Below are 19,504 nucleotides of genomic sequence, written 5' to 3' on the forward strand. Positions count from 1 at the left end.
CGGGGATGCGAATTGCCTTCTATGCGCCGCTGAAGTCGCCCAATCATCCCGTTGCCTCCGGCGACCGCCAGATGGCACGGATGCTGGTCAAGGCGCTGGAGCATGGAGGACATAGCGTCGAACTGGCATCCGAATTGCGCTTCTATCTACGCGAACCGGATTCGAAAAGTTTCGATGCGCTCAAGATCGAGGCCCGGGAGGAAGCCGCGCGGCTGGCAAGGCTTTGGGATCGTGACGGCAAGCCCGATCTGTGGTTCACCTATCATCCCTATTACAAGGCGCCCGACCTGATCGGGCCCGAACTGGCGTTGGCCTTTGGTGTCCCCTATGTGACAGCGGAAGCCTCCTATTCGAGGCGGCGCAACACCGGTTTGTGGGCCGATACGCAAGCGTTGGTGGCGCGAGCCGTCGAACAGGCGGCGCTGAACATCTGCTTCACGCAAAGGGATCGTCAGGGACTGGCAGATGCGGTACCCGACGCCGCTTTCGGCATGCTTTCGCCCTTCATCGACACATCGCTATTCCGGGAAACGCCGGCACGGGGTTGTCCGACGCGCCTCGTTACCGTCGCCATGATGCGCCCGGGCGACAAACTCGAAAGCTATCGCATGCTGGCGCAGGCGCTCGGTTCGATCGGTCACCTGCCCTGGACCATGTCGGTCGTCGGGGACGGACCTGCCCGCGAGGAGATCAAAGCGCAATTCGCCGGCTTGCCCGCCGAGCGTATCGAATGGCTTGGCGCGATTGAGCCAGCCGCCGTGCCGGATGTCCTCTACAGTGGGGGAATTTACGTCTGGCCGGGTTTCGGCGAGGCCTATGGCGTTGCCTATCTTGAAGCACAGGCCGCCGGCCTTCCGGTTGTGGCTCAGGACGTCGCCGGCGTGCCGGAGGTCGTCCGGGATGGCCAGGCCGGGTTTCTCACCCCGCCGGACGATGTGGCGGCGTTCGCTTCTGCCATTGAAAGGCTTCTGGCCCGTAACGACGAAAGATCCATCATGGCCGCAGAAGCCAGACGTTTCATCCTCGAAGAACGTTCTCTCGGTGCTGCAGCGGCGCGTCTGGCCGAACTTCTTGCGAAGATCCCCATCTCATGACATCCGATCAAATCTGGCAACCCTTGGTGGAGGAACTGGCGAGCCGGCAACGGGCGGACCGTAAGGCAGAGTTCTGGCTGCGCGACGATGACGCCGTGGATCCGACGCCTGCGCTTGATCGGTTGCTCGACCTCACCGGTGAATTCGCGGTTCCGGTGACTCTGGCCGTCATTCCCGCCCTGACTGACGAGAAGCTTGTCGTTCGGCTTGACGAGGCGCCGCATGCCACGGTCGCCATCCATGGCTGGGCGCACCGAAATCCTGCGCCCGAGGGCCAGAAGAAGCAGGAGCTCGGCGCGCATCGGCCACGCGAGGCGGTGCTCGATGATCTGGCTCGCGGGCTGGCGCACGTAACCGGCCTGCACGGCGCACGTGCCGTTCCGATGCTGGTGCCACCCTGGAACAGGATCGACGCCGGCTTGGTATCCGACCTTGGATCGATAGGATTTTCGGCATTGTCGGTCTATGGGCCGCCAAGGCCGGCTTCACTTGCGGTCATCAACAGCAATGTCGACATCATGGATTGGCATGGCACGCGCGGCTGCCGCGATCATGGCCTATTGGTTCAGGCTATCATCGCGCAATTGCAGCATGCATTCGATGGGGGCGAACCGGTGGGCCTGCTCACCCACCATCTCGTACATGATGAATCGGCCTGGCTCTTCCTCGAACGGCTGTTCACAGTCACCGCACAGACTGAAGCCTGCGCATGGCTTCCGATCAGGACATTGATCGGGCGCAGCGCCGGTAGAACAATTCCAGGAAAGTATGAACGGTTTCCGTCCGGAATTGCGTCAAAACAAAGAGATAGAGGAAAATAGCTCAGCGCCTTTTGCGCAATGAGACTGGAAGTTTGAGCGTCTGGCCATCCCGCGCGGCAAAAGCGCCGGTAAACCTGTCCTTGGCCAGTTTCTGGATCTTGTCCAGTTCCTTGTCGGTGCGTGTCGGATCGTGGTGAAACAGCGCAAGCCTCCGCGCACCGGCCGCCTCACAGAGCTTGACGCCCTGTTGCCACGTCGAGTGCCCGTAACCGCGGCGGCGTTCCATTTCCTCCTCGGTGTAGGTGCAATCGTAAATGACGAGGTCGGCATCTTCGATCAGGCCGAGCACCGCCTGATCGAGTTTGTCCGGCTCGTGCTCAGTGTCTGTGATCACCGCCACGACGCCGCCGCCCCATTCGACCCGGTAGCCTATGCAGCCGCCCGGGTGCATAAGACTGCCGGTTCGGACCACCACCCCTTCGCGCGGGCGAAGCACGTCTCCGGATACGAAATTGCGATAGTCGAGGCTTGCCTTGCAGGCCTCCAGTTTCACCGGAAACCACGGCGGCCGCATGAACTCATCGACCATCTGCCGGGTCGTCATGTGTCCTGCAAGATGCCCGGACCAAAGCGTAACCTTGGCGCCCCGGTCATAGATCGGCGCAAAAGACGGCAGCCCGATGATGTGATCGTAATGGCAATGGGTGAAAAGCAGGTCGAAATCGGTCACGCCCAACGCCTGAAGCGCCGCGCCGGCAGGCCGTAGGCCAGAGCCTGCGTCGAACAGAAGCGTATGCTTACCGCATCGCATCTCGACGCAGATTGAGTTGCCGCCATAGCGAGAGAATTCTGGCCCTGATACCGAAATGCTGCCGCGGACACCCCAAAACCTGACCAGGAAAACGTTGTCGTCCATGCTACCCCTTCGCCCATCATATCCAAACAACTGCTGCTAAGCGAGACAGGCTTTCTCCGGGTGATCTTCTCAGCGAGAGGACAGTGCCGTCACGACGGCGAGGATCCAGCGCACGTCCTTCGTTATTTGGCGCTTCGTGCGTCGATCAGATCCGCGGTCGTATGGCTTAGGCGATCGGCAAGAACCCGCAATATCTCGATGGTCATTTCCGGGAACTCCCTCATAAGCCTCAGGAAATGATCCTTGCGGATTCTCAGGGCTTCCAGCGGACTTGCCGCTCTGACGGTGGCAGTGCGGGAGCTGTTGCACAATATGGCGATCTCGCCAACGATCGAATTTGGCTCCAGTTCGGCAACTTTTATCGGTCCGCTGTCGGAATCGACAAGAATATCCGCCCTGCCTGAAAGGATGACATAGGCGGCGTCTCCCTCGTCGCCCTGCCGGAAAAGGATCTGGCCGGCGCTGTAGCTCACACGATCGGATGTGAACGCAAGCAGCTTGAGCTTTGTCGGCTCGATGGCAGAGAACAAGGGAACGCGTTGCAGCATTCCAACTTCATCCTTGAGCAGCATTGTCGCAAACCTTCCAAAATTCGCGTTTGCCAGACTAGAGCAACGGACGCCCAGATGGAATCAATTCTCTTTCCGGGATGGCGAGACAAACCACGCGAAAGGTGGCGAGCCCGATGTCGTGCACCGGCAGAATGATCCCATCTGAATGTCCGTTACTCTATGACAACAGTTCCTTGAAGATACCGTTCCCTGCCAAAAGTGTCTCGTGTGTTCCGTCTTCCGCCAATTGACCCGAGTCGAAGACGATAACGCGATCGAACATCATCGCCATTGCCGGATTCGTCACGACCCACACAATTGCCGGCGAATGGCCGTCGCGCCTGGCTTCCTCGAGCACATTTCGCAGCACCTTATCCTGCATGCGCTGGTCGAGCGCCGACAGCGGCCGGTTGAGAATGAGAAAATCGGGACGCTTGAGCAAGGCCCGGGCAACATCGAGCTTCTGTCGCTGTCCACCGGTCAGCCGCCTGCCGCCGGAGCCGACGTTGAAGTCCAGGCCGACATCCAGAAGTTCGCCATAAAGCCCCAGTTCGTCAAGAATGTCATAGACGATGGAGCGTATGCGGTCGGGCGCGTCGGGATGATTGTTGCCCACACGCCCGAACAGGACATTATCCATGACGGTGGCCGCGGCAATGTATTTGGCAGGATCATACCGTTCGACCGCATTGTGCAGCTCGGGCGGCAGGTCTTCATAGAACCGGTTGCGTGCAGCGACGATCTTGCTCATCAGCTCGTCGCTCAGCAGGCCGAAGCGATGCCGGGGCTCGATGTAGGCAAAGCTCAAGGTGACGATCATGGCGCGATCGTTCTCCGAAACCGCCTCGTAGGGACGGTTCTTGAGCCGTTGCAGCAAGGTTTCGTAGGCGGGTATCTCCTCCGCGCTCATGAAGGCGAGCTGCTGGAAGAACTGGTGATCGGGCGGCAGGTCGGCAAACAGCTCGATCGCCTGTTTGGCGATCTCCAAGCCCATTTCGTAGAGCGTGCGGTCGAGGCCGGCTTGCCTCAGCACGGAAGCAAAATAGGGATTGGCCGCCAGGGCCCTGTCGGCCAGTTCGGGGCCGGCGGCAGCGCCGAAGAGCAGGTTTTGGCCGATCGTTGCTTCCTTGTTGTAGGCGCCCGGTTCGAAAGGAACCACCAGTGCGCTCAGCCCCTCTTGTTCCAGCCGGGTCCGCAGCGCCGCACGCAGTTCGACGATCCGCCTGGCAAGCTCCGTGTGACGCGTGAGATCGGCCGAAGAGCGCAAGCCGAGATCCAGAATGTCACGCGACAGAACAACCGCGTCGAGCACCCGGCGCACGGCTTCAAAGAGGTCGTGCGGGCCGGTAGCGCCAGCGGAAGCATAGTTGATCCAGTCGCTGTGGATATCAAGATCCGGATTGCCCGACCGGCGCGCCTCGTGAATGTTCCAGCGGTGCTGATCTGCCGCAGCACCGTCATAAGGCACCGATGTCAGCGGCGCATGCTTCAACCCGTAGAGCAGGTTGTCGCGGAGGCTTGCCTGGAACAGGAAAACATCCGACGAGGCATACGACATGCGCCGGCCGGTTACTGCTTCGGGGAGTTCAAGCAGGTCGTCGGTGCCCGAAGCGACCCTTCCGCTGTCCGGCCAGTTCAGCCGCGCGAAGGCTTCTGCAAGCGCCTCCGCTCCACCTGTTGCGGTACTGACCAGTGCCACCGTCTCACCCGGCTTGACCTGGAGGGAGATACGGTTAAGGAGCATTGCACCGCCATCGTCTGCTACGGACAGATTGATCGCCGACAGCGGCTTGGTCATCGGATCGGGATCGTCGATCGTCAATACCCCGATTTTCGGCGCGATGAGACCTTCGACGGTGAACTGTTCAACGACCTGTTGATATTTGACCTGGACATCCTGCCGATCCTGATCCCAGTCGATCAGTTCCTTCATCGGTCCGGGCAGGTCCTTGTAGGCGCCGATCACGGCCACGAGCTGGCCGACGTCCAGCCGCCCCTGGAGGACCAGATACCCGCCGATCATGTAGAACAGAAAGGGCGTGAGCTGCGCGAGAAAATTGTTGAGGAACTTCACCATGAATTTCCATTGGTAAAGATCGAAGCGGATCTTGAAGATGAGCCCGAGCCGGGCAGCTATGTCGGCGCGCTCGTAGTTTGATGTATCGTGGACGTGAACCGCGCCGATGCCGTCGACGATTTCGCCAACCCGGCCCGAAAGCGCGCGCGCCGTCAACTGCCGTTGGCGCCCGAGCACGATCAGCCGCCGCCGCATTCGCGGGATGAGCACGATCTGGATCGCCACGATCACGACCGCTATCATTCCGAGCCAGACGTTCTGGATCATGATGAACAGCATGGCCGTCAGCGCTTGGCCGCCGAGCAGTACCGGCTGCAGGAAGGCGTCGCCGATGAAGCCGCCCAGCGGCTCCACCTCGTCCTTCACCATGGTCGCCACTTCGGCGGATTTCACCCGCTTGAAGTAAACTGGCGGAAAACGCAGCACACGGTCGACCAGATCGAAGCGGATACGCCGCAGCATGCGTTCGCCGAGGCGGCCCTTGTAGGTGTTGATGTAGAATTTGAACAGGCCGTTGATGACGACTAGCAAGAGGAACACAAGGCTCAGGGCAAACAGGGTCTCCTCGCGGTCGAGCTGAAAACCGGAGAAGAACTGGACCTCTCCAATGAACGGCAGGTTGTAGTGTAGCCTCATGAATGGCTGGGTCGCGCCCGGTTGCTCGAAGCCGCGACCTTGGATCGGTCCGTTGACGATCAGCTTCGGCAGGTCGAAGGACATGAAATACGGGATCATCGAAAGCACGACGATCATCAATATCCAGAGCTGCTGCTTCTTGGTGTGCGTCCAGATATAGCGGGCTAGGCTGGCTTCCATATGTGGCTGTGGACCCTTCAGTTGGAAGGATGCAGGATGTAAAAGCACCTGCTGGCGAATGGCGTATCGGCAATTTCTTCATCGCCAACGACAAGCTCGAAGCTGCTGTGCACGGACATTGTCCTGCGCTCAACGATGCAAGGAATCTGCGAGGCGGCGCGATCCAGTTCCGGCGCATGGTCGATGGCAACGACATGGGCATTGTTGATCGGCGAAGAAAGCAGCTGGCCAAACGGTCCGCGGCTTTCGTAGGGCTTTGGCGAACAGCCGAGCAGCACGAGGCCGCAGCTGCGCGGCTGGTGCTGGCGGATGGACGCCGATGATCCGGACAGATGCAACAGGCTCTCTCCGGCACCGGGCAATAGCCAAGCGGCTTGCAGCATGATCACGTCCGCGGAATCAAACAGTCTTGCGGGAGGCAAGATTGCGTTGTGTCGCCCAAAATCCCAACATACAAGACGAATTATGATGGATGTCACGCAACCACGCAATGCCATGGACTGGCACGAGCAAGCCTTGGACCTCACGCGGGGAATTGCTGCTTATGTCAACTGCCCTCTCGTGGCAGGGCTGGCGCGCGTCGTCGCCAAGCATCCGAAGGCCGATATCGCCAACGCCTTCAACCACAAGCAGGTCGCCTGCAAGATGTGGGCGCTCGATAGGCTGTTCGAAAGCGGCGGCGGCCGCTTCGGGCGCATATGGGTTCTGGGTGGATGGTACGGCGTATTGCCGGCAATGCTTTTCAACGACGCCCGCTTCGACATCGCGGCGGTCGATAGCATCGACATCGACCCCGAAGTCGCGCCGGTCGCCCGGACCCTCAACCGGGAAGCCGGCGACCGGTTCCGGGCGCTGACGGCAGATATGTACGCACTCGACTATGCGGCCGGGCGGCCCGATCTGATAGTCAATACGAGCTGCGAACACATAGCGGATCTGCGCGCCTGGCTTGCTCTGCTTCCGCCGGGCACGAATGTACTGCTGCAATCGAACGATTATTTCAGCGAGCCGACGCACATCAACTGCGTGGCTTCGCTTGCAGCCTTCGAGGAAATGGCGGCGCTACGGGAGGTGCGGTTCTCCGGCGAACTGCCGACAAAAAATTATACGCGCTTCATGCTGATTGGAACTGTTTAATGCATTTCGCCCAAAAGCGCGTAGCGGTTTTGGGACAACGACACGCATAAAACAGGACTTGAAGCGCGTCGCACGAATCTCACCAGACGCGACGCGCGTTAGAGCATTTGCAGGAAAGTGTGGAAACGGCTTTCCGTCCGGAATTGCGTCAAAACAAAGAGACAGAGCGGTTCTGCGTGAAACGATGAACCGCTCTAGGATCTATCGTCTGTTCAATCATGAACTTTTCCGAAACCGGGCCCCACATTTAGGGACCATGTTCGATGCCGCTCGCGCAGGATTTGCGCGGAGCGACGCGCGCCTTCCAGATCGAGACGATGCGCGGATGGCGTCGGTTCCACAAGCGCTTGTTCGATCGCTTGCGCCAAACCTTCAGGCGTCAGGTCCTTTTCCATCAGCACCGTTGCAAGACCGAGTTCTTCGAGCATCAGGGCGCGAACCGTCTGTTCGGTTTCCCCGCCAGCTGCAAATGGGACGAGCAGGGAGCGACAACCCGCGCGCAGGACATCGCAGACCGTGTTGTAACCCGCCTGCGAGACTGACAGGCGGGCGCCGGTCAGCAGGCTGGCGAAATCCTCGCGGAACCGGAAGATGGACAGGCCCGGCGTGGCATCGCGTGCGATCGCGTCAACCTCGTCTTTCGGCAGGTTTGGGCCGGTGATCAAACACCATTTCCAAGCGTTGTTGGCATTCCGCGCCGCTGCGATGGTGGATCTGACAAGGCTCTTTCCGGCAGCCCCGCCGCCAACCGACACCAGAACGTCGAAGCGCTCGGAGGCCGCGGGCGATGGCGGCGCGGCAACGAGCCCCGTGTAGGTGACCTCGGCCCTGATCGCCCCAGCCAGTGGAAATGTCTTGTCGATGGTTGCGAAAGCCGGATCGCCGTGGACCATAACAAGATCGAAATGCCTGTTGATGAGATCGACCGTTTCCTCGTTTCGGCCCAGCTTGACGCGCTCCTGGAGGATATCACGGACGGACGTCGCCAGCAGCGGTCTGGGCGACGTCGCGTCGATGGCCTCGATCAGCGGCAAGAGTTCGAAACGCATCTGCCGGCGTCCAAATGGAAACGCCTCGACAATGACGATATCAGGCCTGCAATCCCGGAATGCCTGCAGCAGCATCTCTGAACGCCATTTCTTGAAATCATCGTCGATCGGGTTGCCTTGCAGGTCGACAAGTCCCGAAAATCCTTCATCACCGGAGGTGACAGGTGGCAGGGTTACAGATTGTACACCCAGTCCCGGAAACCCAGCGATCGGCGCTCCGCCGGTCACGACGGTAACGTCAAACCCGTCATCGACCAGAGCCGCCGCAATGCGGCTGGCGCGCGCGAGATGGCCGATGCCGAGCAGGTGCTGGACATAGAAGAAAGCGCGCAGCCGCTTCATTCGGCGGCCCGCCACTCCCGCTCGAACAGTTCCTTGAGCTGTCCAATGCTTGCCATATGATCGAAATTGCCGCGCACGCGCCGCTCTGCGGCGTCGCCGAGGCGGTCGCGGAGCACGGGATCACGGATCAGGCGCTCCAGCGCCTGTGCCAGGGCAATCGGGTTTTCCGTCGGAACCAGCAACCCGGTTTCATCCGGCGATAAAAGCTCCGGCACGCCGGAAATATCGGTCGACACGCAGGCAAGCCGCTGGCTAGCCGCCTCCACCAGAACGTTCGGCAGACCGTCGCGGTCGCCATTTGCGGTGATCCTGCAGGCCAGCGCGAAGATGTCGGCGCGGCGGTAGTGCTCAAGCACCTCCTCCTGCGCAAGCGCGCCTTTCCAAGAGACGCGACCATCCAGGCCGAGCTTTTGCGCCAGCGACTTGAACCGTTCCAGTTCTTCGCCGCCGCCGATATGCTCGAAACGCCACGCCAAATCGCCGGGCAACAGGGCAAGGGCCTCCAGCAACGTATCGTAACCTTTCTTTTCAACGGCGCGCCCGACACTCAGAACGACAACCGGTTCGTCCGGAGCCGAGCCGTCATGCTGCTTTCGCGCCTCGCCGAAACTGCCGAAGCGATCAAGGTCGAGCCCATGATAGCTCAGATGCACAGACGAGTTGCCGTTAGCGAGTTTTTTCAGACGGTCGAAGCCGGTTTTCGTGCAAGTGACCGTCCAGCGCGCCGAGGAAAGCTTGCCGGCCAGATCCCAGTCGGCCGAAGTCCAGATGTCCTTGGCATGGGCCGAGCAGGTCCAGGGCAGGCCACGAAGCTGGCTGGCATAGCGCGTCACCGATGCAGGCGTGTGCGCGAAATGTGCATGCAGCCAGCCCGCGTTTTCCGGCCATTCGGCCGACAGCACGAGCGCTTGCCCGAAGCGGCGCGCGCGATTGCGCGTAAAGTCGCGGGGCATATCGGCAGCCAGCGATCCGAGCGCGCGCCAGAAGCCCGGACGCAGCAGAGAGGCAAACAGCGAGCGAAGCACGCGCAGCGGCTCTTCATGCAGATATTCCGGCAGATAATGGACGGGCGCTTTGATCTCGTCATGCACGGGGTGGCGTTTTTCGTCGGTCGGCCGCCTGAGCGCGACGAGTATCAGGTCGAACCCCGCACGCTCAAGACCGAGCAGTTCCTGCGCGATGAAGGTTTCGGACAGCCGCGGGTAACCCTTCAGAACCACGACGATCTTGCGATGTTGCAACTCAGGTCATTCCTTCAATGACCGAAAGGTGATGGCCGGCCCGCCGGTCGAGCAGTTCCGCGACGATTTCGGAAATATGAGGCAGCCCTTCCAGCGTCAGATGCGGATTGCTCTGCGATGGGCGGGGCCGGTCCGGCAGCACCTTCAGTGCATCAGCAAACCGCCGGGAATCCTCGGCTTCTTCAGGCAAAAGCATCTCGATGAGGCCGAGTTCGGCTGCGCGCCGTGCGCGGATCAGTTGTTCCCGGCGGGGCTCGACGCGCGGCACGATCAGCGCCGGCTTGTCGAAAGACAGTATCTCGCAATAGGTGTTGTAGCCGCCCATCGCCACTACCGCCTTGGCGCCGGCAATCAGGTCTTCCATACGGTTGTCGAACTCGATGATCTTGATGTAGGGGATCTTGGACCCCTTCTTGAGCAGCTTGTTGCGCTTGCGCGCCGGCATGTAAGGCCCAAGCACGATCAGGGCTCTATGCTGCAATTGCGGATCCTGCTGATAGGCATCGATGACGTCGTGGATCAGATCGGCGCCGTCACCGCCGCCACCGGTAGTAACGAGGATATAGTCGCCCTCGGGTCGGTGGCCGGGCAACTCGTTCCGCTGCAGGCTCCGTTGCAGGAAACCGACGAACCTCATCTTTGCCCTGACAGCCGGGGGCACATCCAAGCCCGTCAGCGGATCGTAGAAATCCGGCGGACCATAGGCCCAGACCTTGTCGTAAAAGACGCCTATCTTGCGCATCACGTCTCTGCGTGCCCACTCTGCTTCGAGCAGATGCGGCGCATCCATCACCTCGCGCAGGCCAAGCACCAGCGTGGTGCCCCGCGTCTTGAGGTAGGACAGCGTGTCCTCAATCTCACCGCGCAGGCCGAGCGGTTCCTTGTCGACGATGAAGATATCCGGCCGGAAGGTCTCAGCTGTATGGCGGATGATCGACTGGCGCATCCTTAGCGTCTCATGCAGATCGATGTCCTTTTCCAGCGAGGTGTATTCGCCGTTGCGCAGCTTGATGACGCTGGGGATCTTCACGAAGTCGACACGGGCGCGGTAGTCGAAGGCGCCAGCGATAGTCGCACCCGAAATGATAAGCACCTGAAGTCCGCGGAAATCCTCGACCAGCGAATGCGCGATAGTCCGGCAGCGCTGCAAATGGCCGAGCCCGAACGTGTCGTGGCTGTACATGAGAATTCGAGCGTTTTCTGCGTGCTGGGTCATTGTTGAACGTCTCTTAGAATTCTCGCCTTGAGGACCGTGAGCGACCCGCAGGATTCGAAATCATCCTCGCGGGTCTACCGACCTGTTCTGAAACATGAGGGCGCAATTTTCAATTCGTATTACAAAGAGGGTCCATATGCTGAAACCAGGAAGCTACGTCTGCTCAGCGGCCTGCTTGCCACGTGGTCCAGAAGAACCTGCATCATTTCACTGGTATTGACCATCTCGGATTCTCGGCGGCCTTGACCGCTACGATCAACGTGGAGACTCCAGAATAGAATAGGTATGGGCTGGGTACTTCACTTCGAGCGTCTAAGCCAAGCCCCTAAACCATGATGTGCCTTGGCGGTGGGAAGCCGGAGCGTTGACGGAGTAGGGGACACGTTCGAACCGCCTATATCTTGACTTCTCAGACCAGAATCTAGGGGTCAGGAGTTCGACCCTTTTCGGGCGAGCCAATTGAACTCACTAGCTTTTTGGACGCCATGGGCGCATGAACTCGCCGATTGCAGGCGTGTCAAAGCTGACCTGTTTGCCGCCGACGACAGCGCCGGCCTTCGGGCCAGCATCCGAGTCTTCGATCCCTTTTCCGGTTGTACCGCGCAGGTAATATTCGGCTTCCATATATATTCGAGATTGAGGGCGAACCGGAAAAAAATGTCTTCGTCTTTGACCTCATCCTGCGCATAGGCCCGGGAAACCGGGGCAAGGCCGGTGGCCGAAGCGAGCGTTGCTCCCAGGCCAAACTGCAACGCGCGGCGGCGCGAAACACGAAATGCAGGCGTGACGCGGATCATGGCTTCCTCCCAAAAGCCCGCCGGCATCAAACATTTTGGCACCTCAAAAGCGCGCCTGCGCTCCCAACTTCTTGGCACCTCAAAAGCGCGCCTGCGCTCCCAACTTCACGAAATGTGGAATGTTCCTCAATCACCTTGAATGATCTCACCGATGGCCGAGCAGCTAGGTTTCCTCGACCCTAGCCTGATGTCAGCCGACGCACACTGCGCTGTAGCGGCGCCGGATCTGCCGGCAGCAAAAATCCCGCCGCTGCGGTCGTCCGAAGTACGCTGTCGATAAAATTCAGGACTTTTGCGTATCGATTTCGGACCAAGGTCCGTCTTGTAGAATACTGTATTTGAACAAAGCTAGGTAACAGCCGACTTTCGGATTCGAAAGTCCTGACGTTTTTCATCTGAAACCCATCCTGGCGGGAGGGCGACTCGAAGGAGGAACTATGAAAACGCGCACCTGTCTATTCGCGACTGTAGCCGCTCTCACCCTTGTCGCATCTCCGGTACTCGCTGCTCCCGGGGGCAATGGCAATGGCAACGGCAATGGCGGCAGCAACGGTAACGGCGGAAACTCGGCTGGGGCCGGCTCGCAGGGACACGGAGCCGCCACTTCCGCCGCGGCCAAGGACAAGTCGACGACCGGCGTTGCTCATGCAATGGCGGTCGTTGCCACGACACCGGCCTCACCGCAGGCTACGCTGGCCTTGCAGGCAGCGCTGGATAGGAAGGCCGCGAAAGACGCGGCAGACACTGCCGACGACACTTCCGACGAAACCGAGTAAGCATTCGAAACAGACCACTCGTCGCGTTGAAAGCCGTGGTTCGCCGCGGCTTTTTTCGTTTCCCGACGACGAACTCTCAAGGTGAACAGCGCTTCCAGAAAAAAGCTGCTCCACGGCGGCACTGAAGCTACGCTAAGGCCAAACGCCGCCGCATCGGCGTCGGATTCGAGTGCATTCGAGGAGATCCCATGACCGGCTTTGTCGACCGCGAGCGCGCAACTGACCTGATGCAGCGCGCCGGCATCGAGGCGCTGGTGCTTTGCGAGCCCGAGGCGTTCCAATATGCCACCGGTGCCTGGATCGGCCCGGCCGGCCTGTTCCGGCGGGCCGGCGCCGGTTTCGTCGTTATTCCCAAGCGAGGCGACCTGCCGATCGGCGTCGTGGTGGCGGATTTCCAGGCTGCCCGGCTCCGGGCGGCGATGGCCGGCGCCGTGCTGCGCACGCATGCGATCTGGATCGAATCGGCGTCGCTCGAGCCGGCGACGGCTGACCGGCCTGTTGCGCAGCGCATCGAGGCCGGCCTGGTTGGCCGCGCTCCCGGTTTTTCACGTCCGGCGACCTTTGAGCTTGCCCGCTCCGTCCGCGAGCTGAAAACGACCTTTACAGAATTCGGGCTGGAGCGTGCGACGCTCGGCATCGAGCTGGATTTCGTCTCGGCCAGCGATTTTTCCGCGCTGCAGGCGATGTTGCCGGGCACTGCCCTGGTCAACGGCTCACCGGTTCTCGACAGGCTGCGGGCAATCAAATCGCAGAGCGAGATCGACCTTCTGCAGCAGGGCATCGCCCTGTCGGAAGCCGGCCTGTCGCGGCTGCAGCAGCATGCGACGACCGGCATGCGTCAGTCTGAGCTGGTCGCGCTTTACCGGCAAGGCGTCGCGGATGCAGCCGCCGGGTCGTCGCAGCAAATCTCGACGGCGGAATACGTCACGCTGGGCGCTCGCCCAAAAGGCGCCGACGCCGTCGCCGCCGCCGGCGATCCGCTGAAGGCCGACATGGTGTGCAGCGTGAACGGCTATGCCTCGGATATGTCGCGGAATTTCACCTTCGGGCCGCCGTCGCCCGAACAGGCCGAATTGCATGCGATAGCCGAACGCGCCTTCGCCGACGGGCTTGTCGCGCTTATGCCCGGAAAGCCGTTAGCCGCCGTGCATCGCGCCGCCAGCGAAAGCCTGGCGCGCCAGGGCCTGCGTTCCTATCGCCGCGGCCATTTCGGCCACGGCGTCGGCAATTCCGTGTTTTCCGAGCAATGGCCGTTCATCTCGGCCGACAGCACTGTCGTGATCGAGGCCGGCATGGTGCTGGCATTCGAGATCCCGCTCTACATCGACGGTCTCGCCAGCTTCAATCTCGAGGACCAGTTCCTGATCACCGCCAACGGGCCGTCGCCGATGAACCGCCTGCCGAGGCGCCTGGATATTATCGCTTGAATCCAGCCGTTATCTGGCGCCGGCCACGCCCCTGCGGAAATCCGACGGCGACATGCCGGAAAGCTTGCGGAACGACTTGTTGAAGGCACTGAGCGAGCCGAAGCCCGATTCCATGGCGACGCGCAGCACATTGGCATCCTGATGCATCAGCAGCGCCTGCGCGTAGCTGAGGCGCAGCAAATTCACATATTCATTGAGCGTCATGCCGGTCGATTTCTTGAAGATGCTCATGGCGTATTTGGGATGGATATCGGCCGCCGCGGCGATATCGACGCAATCGATCTCGTAGAGGAAATTCTCGGCGATGAAGTCGCACATGCGCCCGACATTGCGCAGCGATTGCTGATCGAAGGGACTGCCTATCTCCTGTTCGACCGGGGTTTCGGGCACCAGCCGGTAAGGCTCGAAGCGCACCCGCTCCAGCCGCAGCAAAAGCTCGTTGACGGCATGCTCGGCCTTGACCGGGTCGCCGGAGCGGGCATAGCGGTTCCAGCGCTCGAAATTGTGGTCGTCCGACCGGTCGGTGGCGTCGGTCACCAGCGTCGCCCCGGTCATCAGTCTGTTGCGGACCTCGACGGGCAAATGGAGCCGGAAGAAATGCACCAGCGGCAAATGCGCGCCGGCATAGATGGCATCGTCGGAGGCTTCGTCCATCTGGTGCGGCAGGCCGCCCCAGAACAGACACATGTCGCCAGCAGAGAGCGAAAGCTCGTGCCCGTCCATACGGTAATGCACGGCGCCGCGCACGATGAAATTCACCTCGACCTGGGCGTGCCAATGCGGCTTGAGCATCACCAGGGGCTGGGTGTGGAACATCTGCAGCAGCAGCGGCAGGCCCTCCACGCTGCTGGCGCCAGGCTGGTAAAACGGCCTTTCCGGCATCTTACTTTCCGCTCATTTCTTATTCCCTTTGTCGCGGACAAGGCTTTCCCGAGGCCTAGTCTAGCCACGCTCGCAAACAGAGAGCAACTGAAATGGGAGGATTTCAATGCGCATAAAATTGACCTGCGCCGCGCTCGCGCTTGCCTTGGGCTCCAGCCCGGCCTTTGCGCAGTCCGGTGAAATCACGATCTGGAGCTGGAATATCGCCGCTTCGTCGCTGAAGGCCACCATAGCGGGCTTCAACAAGCAGTATCCCGACATCAAGGTGACGGTCGAGGACCTTGGCAACCAGCCGACCTACGACAAATCGATCGCCGGCTGTGCCGCCGGCGGCGAGGGGCTGCCTGACATCGTTACGATCGAGAACGGCGAAGCCGAAAACTACTGGAGCCAGTTCCCGGATTGCTTCGTCGACCTGCATACGCTCGGCTACACCGCGGAAGACCAGGCAAAATTCCCCGACTTCAAGCGTACCGAGCTCGAGGTTGACGACAAGGCCTATGCGATGCCCTGGGATTCCGGTCCAGCGGCGATGTTCTACCGCCGCGACTTCTACGAGAAGGCTGGCGTCGATCCGTCCTCGATCAAGACCTGGGACGATTTCATCGCCGCCGCCAAGAAAATCCAGGCCGCCAATCCCGGCGTCACGATGACCAACGCCGATTTCAACGGCGATTCCGAATTCTTCCGCATGATCTCCAACGAGCAGGGTTGCGCCTACTTCTCCGCCGACGGGCAATCGATCACGGTCAACCAGCCCAAATGCGTCGATGCCATGACCAAGATCAAGGAGATGAAGGACGCCGGCATCATTTCCTCTGCCGACTGGAGCACCAAGATCACCAACAACACCGCCGGCAAGGTCGCCACGCAGATGTATGGCGGCTGGTATGAAGGCACCGTGCGCACCGAATCGCCCGATGGGGCAGGCAAATGGGGCGTCTATCTGATGCCGAGCCTGACCGCCGACGGTCCGCGCGCCGCCAATCTCGGCGGCTCCTCGCTCGCCATCACCTCGGTGTCGAAGAACAAGGAAGCCGCCTACGCCTATCTGAAATACACGCTTGCGACGAATGAGGGCCAGATCACCATGCTGAAAGGCTTCGGCCTGGTGCCGTCGCTGATCTCGGCGCTCAACGACCCTTATGTCTCCGAAGGCCTGCCCTATTGGGGTGGCCAAGCCGTGTGGAAGGACATCCTCGGCACCTTGCCCAAGGTCGTCCCCAGCCGCGGCACGCCGTTCCAGAGCGACGCCGAAATCATCATCCGCGCGGTGCAGACCAAATATCTGGCCGGCGGCTATCCCGACGCCAAGGCAGCGCTCGACGATGCCGCAAGCCAGATCGCCGCGGCGACCGGCCTGCCGGTCAAGTCGTGATCTAGACGAGGCGGCTCCGAGCGCGCGGCTCCCCTTCTGCCCTTGTGGGAGAAGGTATCGCCGAAGGCGACGGATGAGGGGTGCTCCAGCTTGGCGCCGGCGGCACTCCGGCCATCACCCCTCAACCGTCTCGGCGCTACGCGCCGATCCACCTTCTCCCACAAGGGGAGAAGGCAAGAACTTGAAAGCAGAAAGGAGGAAAACGATGCGCTACCAGAACGCCACGGCGTATCGCTTCCTCGCGCCGTATCTGCTGATTTTTTCGATCTTCTGGCTGTGGCCGATCATCGATTCCTTCCTGATCTCGTTCCAGGCGACGCGCACCGTGCCGTGGCGCTTCGCGCCGACCTTCAACTGGGGCCGGCTGATCGGCGATCCGGCCTTCTTCAATGCCTTGAAGAACACATTGCTGATCCTTGTCATCCAGGTGCCGGTGATGATTTCGCTGGCGATTGTGATGGCGGTGCTTTTGAATTCGCCACTGCTCAAGGCCCGTGGCCTGTTCCGCTTTGCCTTCTTCGCGCCGGTCGTGGTCGGCGAGGTCGCCTATTCGGCGGTTTTCCGGCTGATGTTCAATCTCGACTACGGCATCATCAACAAATTGCTGAACAGCATCGGCCTGCCCAGTGTCGACTGGTTTACCAACGTCACCCCGGCGATGGCGGTGATCATGATGGCGGTGACGTGGCGCTGGGCCGGCTACAACGCCATCATCCTGCTCGCCGGCCTGCAGTCGATTCCCGAGGATGTCTACGAGGCGGCGACCCTGGACCGGGTCAGCAAGGTCAAACAGTTCTTCTACATCACGCTGCCGCTGCTCAAGCCGATCATCGTGTTCTGCGCCGTGCTGTCGATCATCGGCACCATGCAGCTGTTCACCGAGCCCTTCCTGATCACCGAGCGCGGCGGGCCGGGCGGCGGCACCGAAACGCTCGGGCTGCTGCTTTACCGCCAGGGCTTCCGGTCGCTCAATTTCGGCTACGCTTCGGCCGTCGCCTACACCATGGCCGGGCTGGCGATTGCCATTTCGCTGGTGCAGATATGGCTGACGAGGGAACCGAAATGACCTCGCGCTCCCCAATCAGCCATTCCCGGGTCAGCCGTTCCCAGGCCAGATTGGGACGCAGCATCGCGCTGCATCTGTTCCTGACGCCGCTGGCGCTGGTCTGGCTGTTTCCGCTGTGGATGATGGTGGTTTTTTCGACGATGCCCGACAACGGCATCTTCAGCCCCGACATCGAGCTTTTGCCGCATGGCAATTTCCTCGACAATGTCAGCAATCTGCAGCGCGGCACCAATTTCATCGGCGCCATCGGCATCTCCGTCTCGGTGGCGGTGACCTATACCTTCCTGTCGGTGATGCTGACCTCGATGGCCGGCTGGGCGCTGGCGCGTTACAACTTCTTCGGCAAGGGCATGGTCGTCGCCATCATCTTCGGCACCATCACGCTGCCCTATGCGGTCGTGCTGATCCCGCAATTCATCATGGTGGCGCGCGACTTCAAGCTCGCCAACACTTGGGTGGCGCTGATCGTGCCGCCGCTGTTCAATTCGCTGGGCGTGCTCTTCATGCGGCAGAGTTTTTCGATGATGCCGCACGAGCTGTTCGACGCCGCCAAGGTCGAGGGCGTCAAGGAATGGCGGATATTCCTGTTCGTCGCACTGCCTCTGGCGCGGCCGATGCTGGCGGCGCTCGCCATCATCCTCTTCCTTGCCTCCTGGAACAACTATCTCTGGCCGCTGCTGATCAATTCCAAGCCGGGCGCAATGACCGCGCCCGTGGCGCTCGGCACGCTGATCGGTCTCACCAAGGTGTCCTGGGGCGGCATCATGGCGGGCGCGGTGATGCTGACGGCGCCAATGCTCGTCGTGTTCGTGCTTCTGCAGCGCCATTTCGTTGCCGGCATCGCCGCCGGCGCCATCAAGTAAGGATCAGCATGGCGGCAGTCACACTCAAAAACGTCATCAAGCGCTTCGGCGTCTTCGAGATCGTCCACGGCGCCAATATCGACATCGATGACGGCGAATTCGTCGTCTTCGTCGGCCCTTCCGGCTGCGGCAAGTCCACGCTGCTTCGGATGATCGCCGGGCTCGAGGACATCAGCGACGGCGAGATCGCCATTGGCGGCAAGGTGGTGAACGACGTCGAGGCGGCCGATCGCGGCATCGCCATGGTGTTCCAGTCCTACGCGCTCTATCCGCACATGACGGTCGAGCAGAATCTAAGCTTCGGCCTGAGAATGACCGGCAACCCCAAGGCAGATACCGAGCGGCGGGTGAAGCGGGCTTCCGAAATCCTGCGCATCGCCGAGCTGATGAAGCGGCGGCCGCGGCAATTGTCGGGCGGCCAGCGCCAGCGCGTCGCCATCGGCCGCGCCATCGTGCGTGAGCCGCAAGTGTTCCTGTTCGACGAACCGCTCAGCAATCTCGATGCCGAGCTCCGGGTGCAGATGCGCGTCGAGATATCGCGCCTTCATAAGGAACTCGGCGTTACCATGGTCTATGTGACGCACGACCAGACCGAGGCGATGACGCTGGCCGACAGGATCGTCGTGCTCAACGCCGGCAATATCGAGCAGATCGGCGCGCCGCTCGATCTCTACGACGACCCCGCCAACCGCTTCGTTGCCGGCTTCGTCGGCTCGCCGAAAATGAACTTCCTGGCGGCAAAAATGGTCGGGGCCGACAACGGTGCGGCGGTCGTCGAACTGGTCAATCATCGCGGCGCGCGACTGCGCAAGCCGCTTTCCGATGCCTTGCCTGCAACAGGCGGCGATGTTGTGCTTGGCGTGCGGCCGGAGCATTTCTTCGACGCCGGCCAGGGCGATTGCGATCTTACCCTCAAGGCCGACGTCGCCGAGCACTTGGGATCGGTGAGCTATGTCTATGCCAATTCCGGTACCGGGGGCGGACGCGAGGAACTGATCATCGAGCGCGAGGCCTCGCGGCATCGCGCGAACGGCGACGACCTGGTGGTGTCGATCAAAGCCGACCGCTCGCTTCTCTTCGACGCCACCGGCGCACGCATTCGCTAACCCATCTTT

Annotated in this window: 17 protein-coding genes and 1 pseudogene; 9 read left to right on the forward strand and 9 right to left on the reverse strand. The window is 61.0% G+C overall.

Translation table 11 applies throughout. The annotated features are described in order from the left end of the window. Positions 1–5 precede the first annotated feature (5 nt). Positions 6–1,094, forward strand: coding sequence for a glycosyltransferase family 4 protein (locus NKI58_RS21560; RefSeq protein ID WP_352782692.1), 1,089 nt, complete (start codon positions 6–8; stop codon positions 1,092–1,094). Further along, complete coding sequence (locus NKI58_RS21565; protein ID WP_352826758.1) at positions 1,091–1,915, forward strand: polysaccharide deacetylase family protein; 825 nt, start codon at positions 1,091–1,093, stop codon at positions 1,913–1,915. Before NKI58_RS21560 ends, NKI58_RS21565 begins: the two co-directional genes overlap by 4 nt. Before the next feature lies 1 nt (position 1,916). Here the strand turns inward: NKI58_RS21565 and NKI58_RS21570 are convergent, their stop codons facing one another. The 4 genes from NKI58_RS21570 to NKI58_RS21585 all read right to left on the reverse strand — a co-directional run bounded on the left by NKI58_RS21570 (position 1,917) and on the right by NKI58_RS21585 (position 6,598). Then, positions 1,917–2,771, reverse strand: coding sequence for an MBL fold metallo-hydrolase (locus NKI58_RS21570; protein ID WP_352853738.1), 855 nt, complete (start codon positions 2,769–2,771; stop codon positions 1,917–1,919). Positions 2,772–2,893: 122 nt separating this feature from the next. Then, on the reverse strand, positions 2,894–3,343 hold the full coding sequence (locus NKI58_RS21575) for a cyclic nucleotide-binding domain-containing protein (protein WP_023675957.1): 450 nt from the start codon (positions 3,341–3,343) through the stop codon (positions 2,894–2,896). Positions 3,344–3,500: 157 nt separating this feature from the next. Beyond that, positions 3,501–6,215 carry an ABC transporter transmembrane domain-containing protein gene (locus tag NKI58_RS21580; RefSeq protein WP_352620929.1) on the reverse strand — a complete coding sequence of 905 codons (2,715 nt, stop codon included), beginning with the start codon at positions 6,213–6,215 and terminating at the stop codon, positions 3,501–3,503. A gap of 17 nt (positions 6,216–6,232) precedes the next feature. Then, entirely contained in the window at positions 6,233–6,598 is a 366-nt protein-coding gene (locus NKI58_RS21585; RefSeq protein WP_352826760.1) for a hypothetical protein, read from the reverse strand. Positions 6,599–6,683: 85 nt separating this feature from the next. Between NKI58_RS21585 and NKI58_RS21590 the strand changes: the two genes are divergently transcribed. Continuing rightward, the gene (locus NKI58_RS21590) at positions 6,684–7,352 is read left to right on the forward strand and encodes a class I SAM-dependent methyltransferase (RefSeq protein ID WP_156937317.1); all 669 of its coding nucleotides are present in this window, start codon (positions 6,684–6,686) and stop codon (positions 7,350–7,352) included. Positions 7,353–7,564: 212 nt separating this feature from the next. Here the strand turns inward: NKI58_RS21590 and NKI58_RS21595 are convergent, their stop codons facing one another. The 4 genes and pseudogenes from NKI58_RS21595 to NKI58_RS21610 form a co-directional block, all read right to left on the reverse strand. After that, positions 7,565–8,743 (reverse strand): glycosyltransferase family protein, encoded by a 1,179-nt coding sequence (locus NKI58_RS21595; RefSeq protein ID WP_352782685.1) that lies wholly within the window; start codon positions 8,741–8,743, stop codon positions 7,565–7,567. After that, on the reverse strand, positions 8,740–9,984 hold the full coding sequence (locus NKI58_RS21600) for a glycosyltransferase (RefSeq protein WP_352570091.1): 1,245 nt from the start codon (positions 9,982–9,984) through the stop codon (positions 8,740–8,742). Before NKI58_RS21600 ends, NKI58_RS21595 begins: the two co-directional genes overlap by 4 nt. A 1-nt stretch (position 9,985) precedes the next feature. Next, the gene (locus tag NKI58_RS21605) at positions 9,986–11,200 is read right to left on the reverse strand and encodes a glycosyltransferase family protein (RefSeq protein WP_352450264.1); all 1,215 of its coding nucleotides are present in this window, start codon (positions 11,198–11,200) and stop codon (positions 9,986–9,988) included. A gap of 489 nt (positions 11,201–11,689) precedes the next feature. Then, positions 11,690–11,997: pseudogene (locus NKI58_RS21610) on the reverse strand (ferritin-like domain-containing protein); the annotation flags it as partial. Between the two features lie 437 nt (positions 11,998–12,434). On the opposite strand from NKI58_RS21610, the gene NKI58_RS21615 reads away from it, so the two are divergent. Then, the gene (locus NKI58_RS21615; protein WP_023675950.1) at positions 12,435–12,773 is read left to right on the forward strand and encodes a hypothetical protein; all 339 of its coding nucleotides are present in this window, start codon (positions 12,435–12,437) and stop codon (positions 12,771–12,773) included. Positions 12,774–12,961: 188 nt separating this feature from the next. Further along, positions 12,962–14,200 carry a M24 family metallopeptidase gene (locus tag NKI58_RS21620; RefSeq protein WP_352853740.1) on the forward strand — a complete coding sequence of 413 codons (1,239 nt, stop codon included), beginning with the start codon at positions 12,962–12,964 and terminating at the stop codon, positions 14,198–14,200. Between the two features lie 9 nt (positions 14,201–14,209). Here NKI58_RS21620 and NKI58_RS21625 read toward each other — a convergent pair whose 3' ends face one another. Continuing rightward, positions 14,210–15,082 carry a helix-turn-helix domain-containing protein gene (locus NKI58_RS21625; protein ID WP_352570094.1) on the reverse strand — a complete coding sequence of 291 codons (873 nt, stop codon included), beginning with the start codon at positions 15,080–15,082 and terminating at the stop codon, positions 14,210–14,212. Positions 15,083–15,188: 106 nt separating this feature from the next. Here NKI58_RS21625 and NKI58_RS21630 point away from each other — a divergent pair, with 106 nt between their 5' ends. The 4 genes from NKI58_RS21630 (at position 15,189) to NKI58_RS21645 (ending at position 19,495) form a co-directional block, all read left to right on the forward strand. After that, the gene (locus NKI58_RS21630) at positions 15,189–16,460 is read left to right on the forward strand and encodes an extracellular solute-binding protein (protein WP_352782678.1); all 1,272 of its coding nucleotides are present in this window, start codon (positions 15,189–15,191) and stop codon (positions 16,458–16,460) included. Between the two features lie 205 nt (positions 16,461–16,665). Next, a complete protein-coding gene (locus tag NKI58_RS21635) occupies positions 16,666–17,526 on the forward strand; it encodes a carbohydrate ABC transporter permease (protein ID WP_254817930.1) in 861 nt (286 codons plus the stop codon). Continuing rightward, positions 17,523–18,389, forward strand: a complete 867-nt coding sequence (locus NKI58_RS21640) for a carbohydrate ABC transporter permease (protein WP_023720571.1) — start codon at positions 17,523–17,525, stop codon at positions 18,387–18,389. Before NKI58_RS21635 ends, NKI58_RS21640 begins: the two co-directional genes overlap by 4 nt. 8 nt (positions 18,390–18,397) lie before the next feature. Further along, positions 18,398–19,495 carry an ABC transporter ATP-binding protein gene (locus NKI58_RS21645; RefSeq protein ID WP_023675944.1) on the forward strand — a complete coding sequence of 366 codons (1,098 nt, stop codon included), beginning with the start codon at positions 18,398–18,400 and terminating at the stop codon, positions 19,493–19,495. Positions 19,496–19,504 lie beyond the last annotated feature (9 nt).

The organism is Mesorhizobium sp. M0522 (genome assembly GCF_040321085.1).
GTDB lineage: Bacteria > Pseudomonadota > Alphaproteobacteria > Rhizobiales > Rhizobiaceae > Mesorhizobium.

Coding starts and splice junctions, on each gene's coding strand:
- NKI58_RS21640 (WP_023720571.1), top strand. CDS start 17,523: ATGACCTCGCGCTCCCCAATCAGCCATTCCCGGGTCAGCCGTTCCCAG.
- NKI58_RS21635 (WP_254817930.1), top strand. CDS start 16,666: ATGCGCTACCAGAACGCCACGGCGTATCGCTTCCTCGCGCCGTATCTG.
- NKI58_RS21605 (WP_352450264.1), bottom strand. CDS start 11,200: ATGACCCAGCACGCAGAAAACGCTCGAATTCTCATGTACAGCCACGAC.
- NKI58_RS21620 (WP_352853740.1), top strand. CDS start 12,962: ATGACCGGCTTTGTCGACCGCGAGCGCGCAACTGACCTGATGCAGCGC.
- NKI58_RS21590 (WP_156937317.1), top strand. CDS start 6,684: ATGGATGTCACGCAACCACGCAATGCCATGGACTGGCACGAGCAAGCC.
- NKI58_RS21575 (WP_023675957.1), bottom strand. CDS start 3,343: ATGCTGCTCAAGGATGAAGTTGGAATGCTGCAACGCGTTCCCTTGTTC.
- NKI58_RS21615 (WP_023675950.1), top strand. CDS start 12,435: ATGAAAACGCGCACCTGTCTATTCGCGACTGTAGCCGCTCTCACCCTT.
- NKI58_RS21630 (WP_352782678.1), top strand. CDS start 15,189: ATGCGCATAAAATTGACCTGCGCCGCGCTCGCGCTTGCCTTGGGCTCC.
- NKI58_RS21580 (WP_352620929.1), bottom strand. CDS start 6,215: ATGGAAGCCAGCCTAGCCCGCTATATCTGGACGCACACCAAGAAGCAG.
- NKI58_RS21625 (WP_352570094.1), bottom strand. CDS start 15,082: ATGCCGGAAAGGCCGTTTTACCAGCCTGGCGCCAGCAGCGTGGAGGGC.
- NKI58_RS21560 (WP_352782692.1), top strand. CDS start 6: ATGCGAATTGCCTTCTATGCGCCGCTGAAGTCGCCCAATCATCCCGTT.
- NKI58_RS21585 (WP_352826760.1), bottom strand. CDS start 6,598: ATGCTGCAAGCCGCTTGGCTATTGCCCGGTGCCGGAGAGAGCCTGTTG.
- NKI58_RS21565 (WP_352826758.1), top strand. CDS start 1,091: ATGACATCCGATCAAATCTGGCAACCCTTGGTGGAGGAACTGGCGAGC.
- NKI58_RS21570 (WP_352853738.1), bottom strand. CDS start 2,771: ATGGACGACAACGTTTTCCTGGTCAGGTTTTGGGGTGTCCGCGGCAGC.
- NKI58_RS21595 (WP_352782685.1), bottom strand. CDS start 8,743: ATGAAGCGGCTGCGCGCTTTCTTCTATGTCCAGCACCTGCTCGGCATC.
- NKI58_RS21645 (WP_023675944.1), top strand. CDS start 18,398: ATGGCGGCAGTCACACTCAAAAACGTCATCAAGCGCTTCGGCGTCTTC.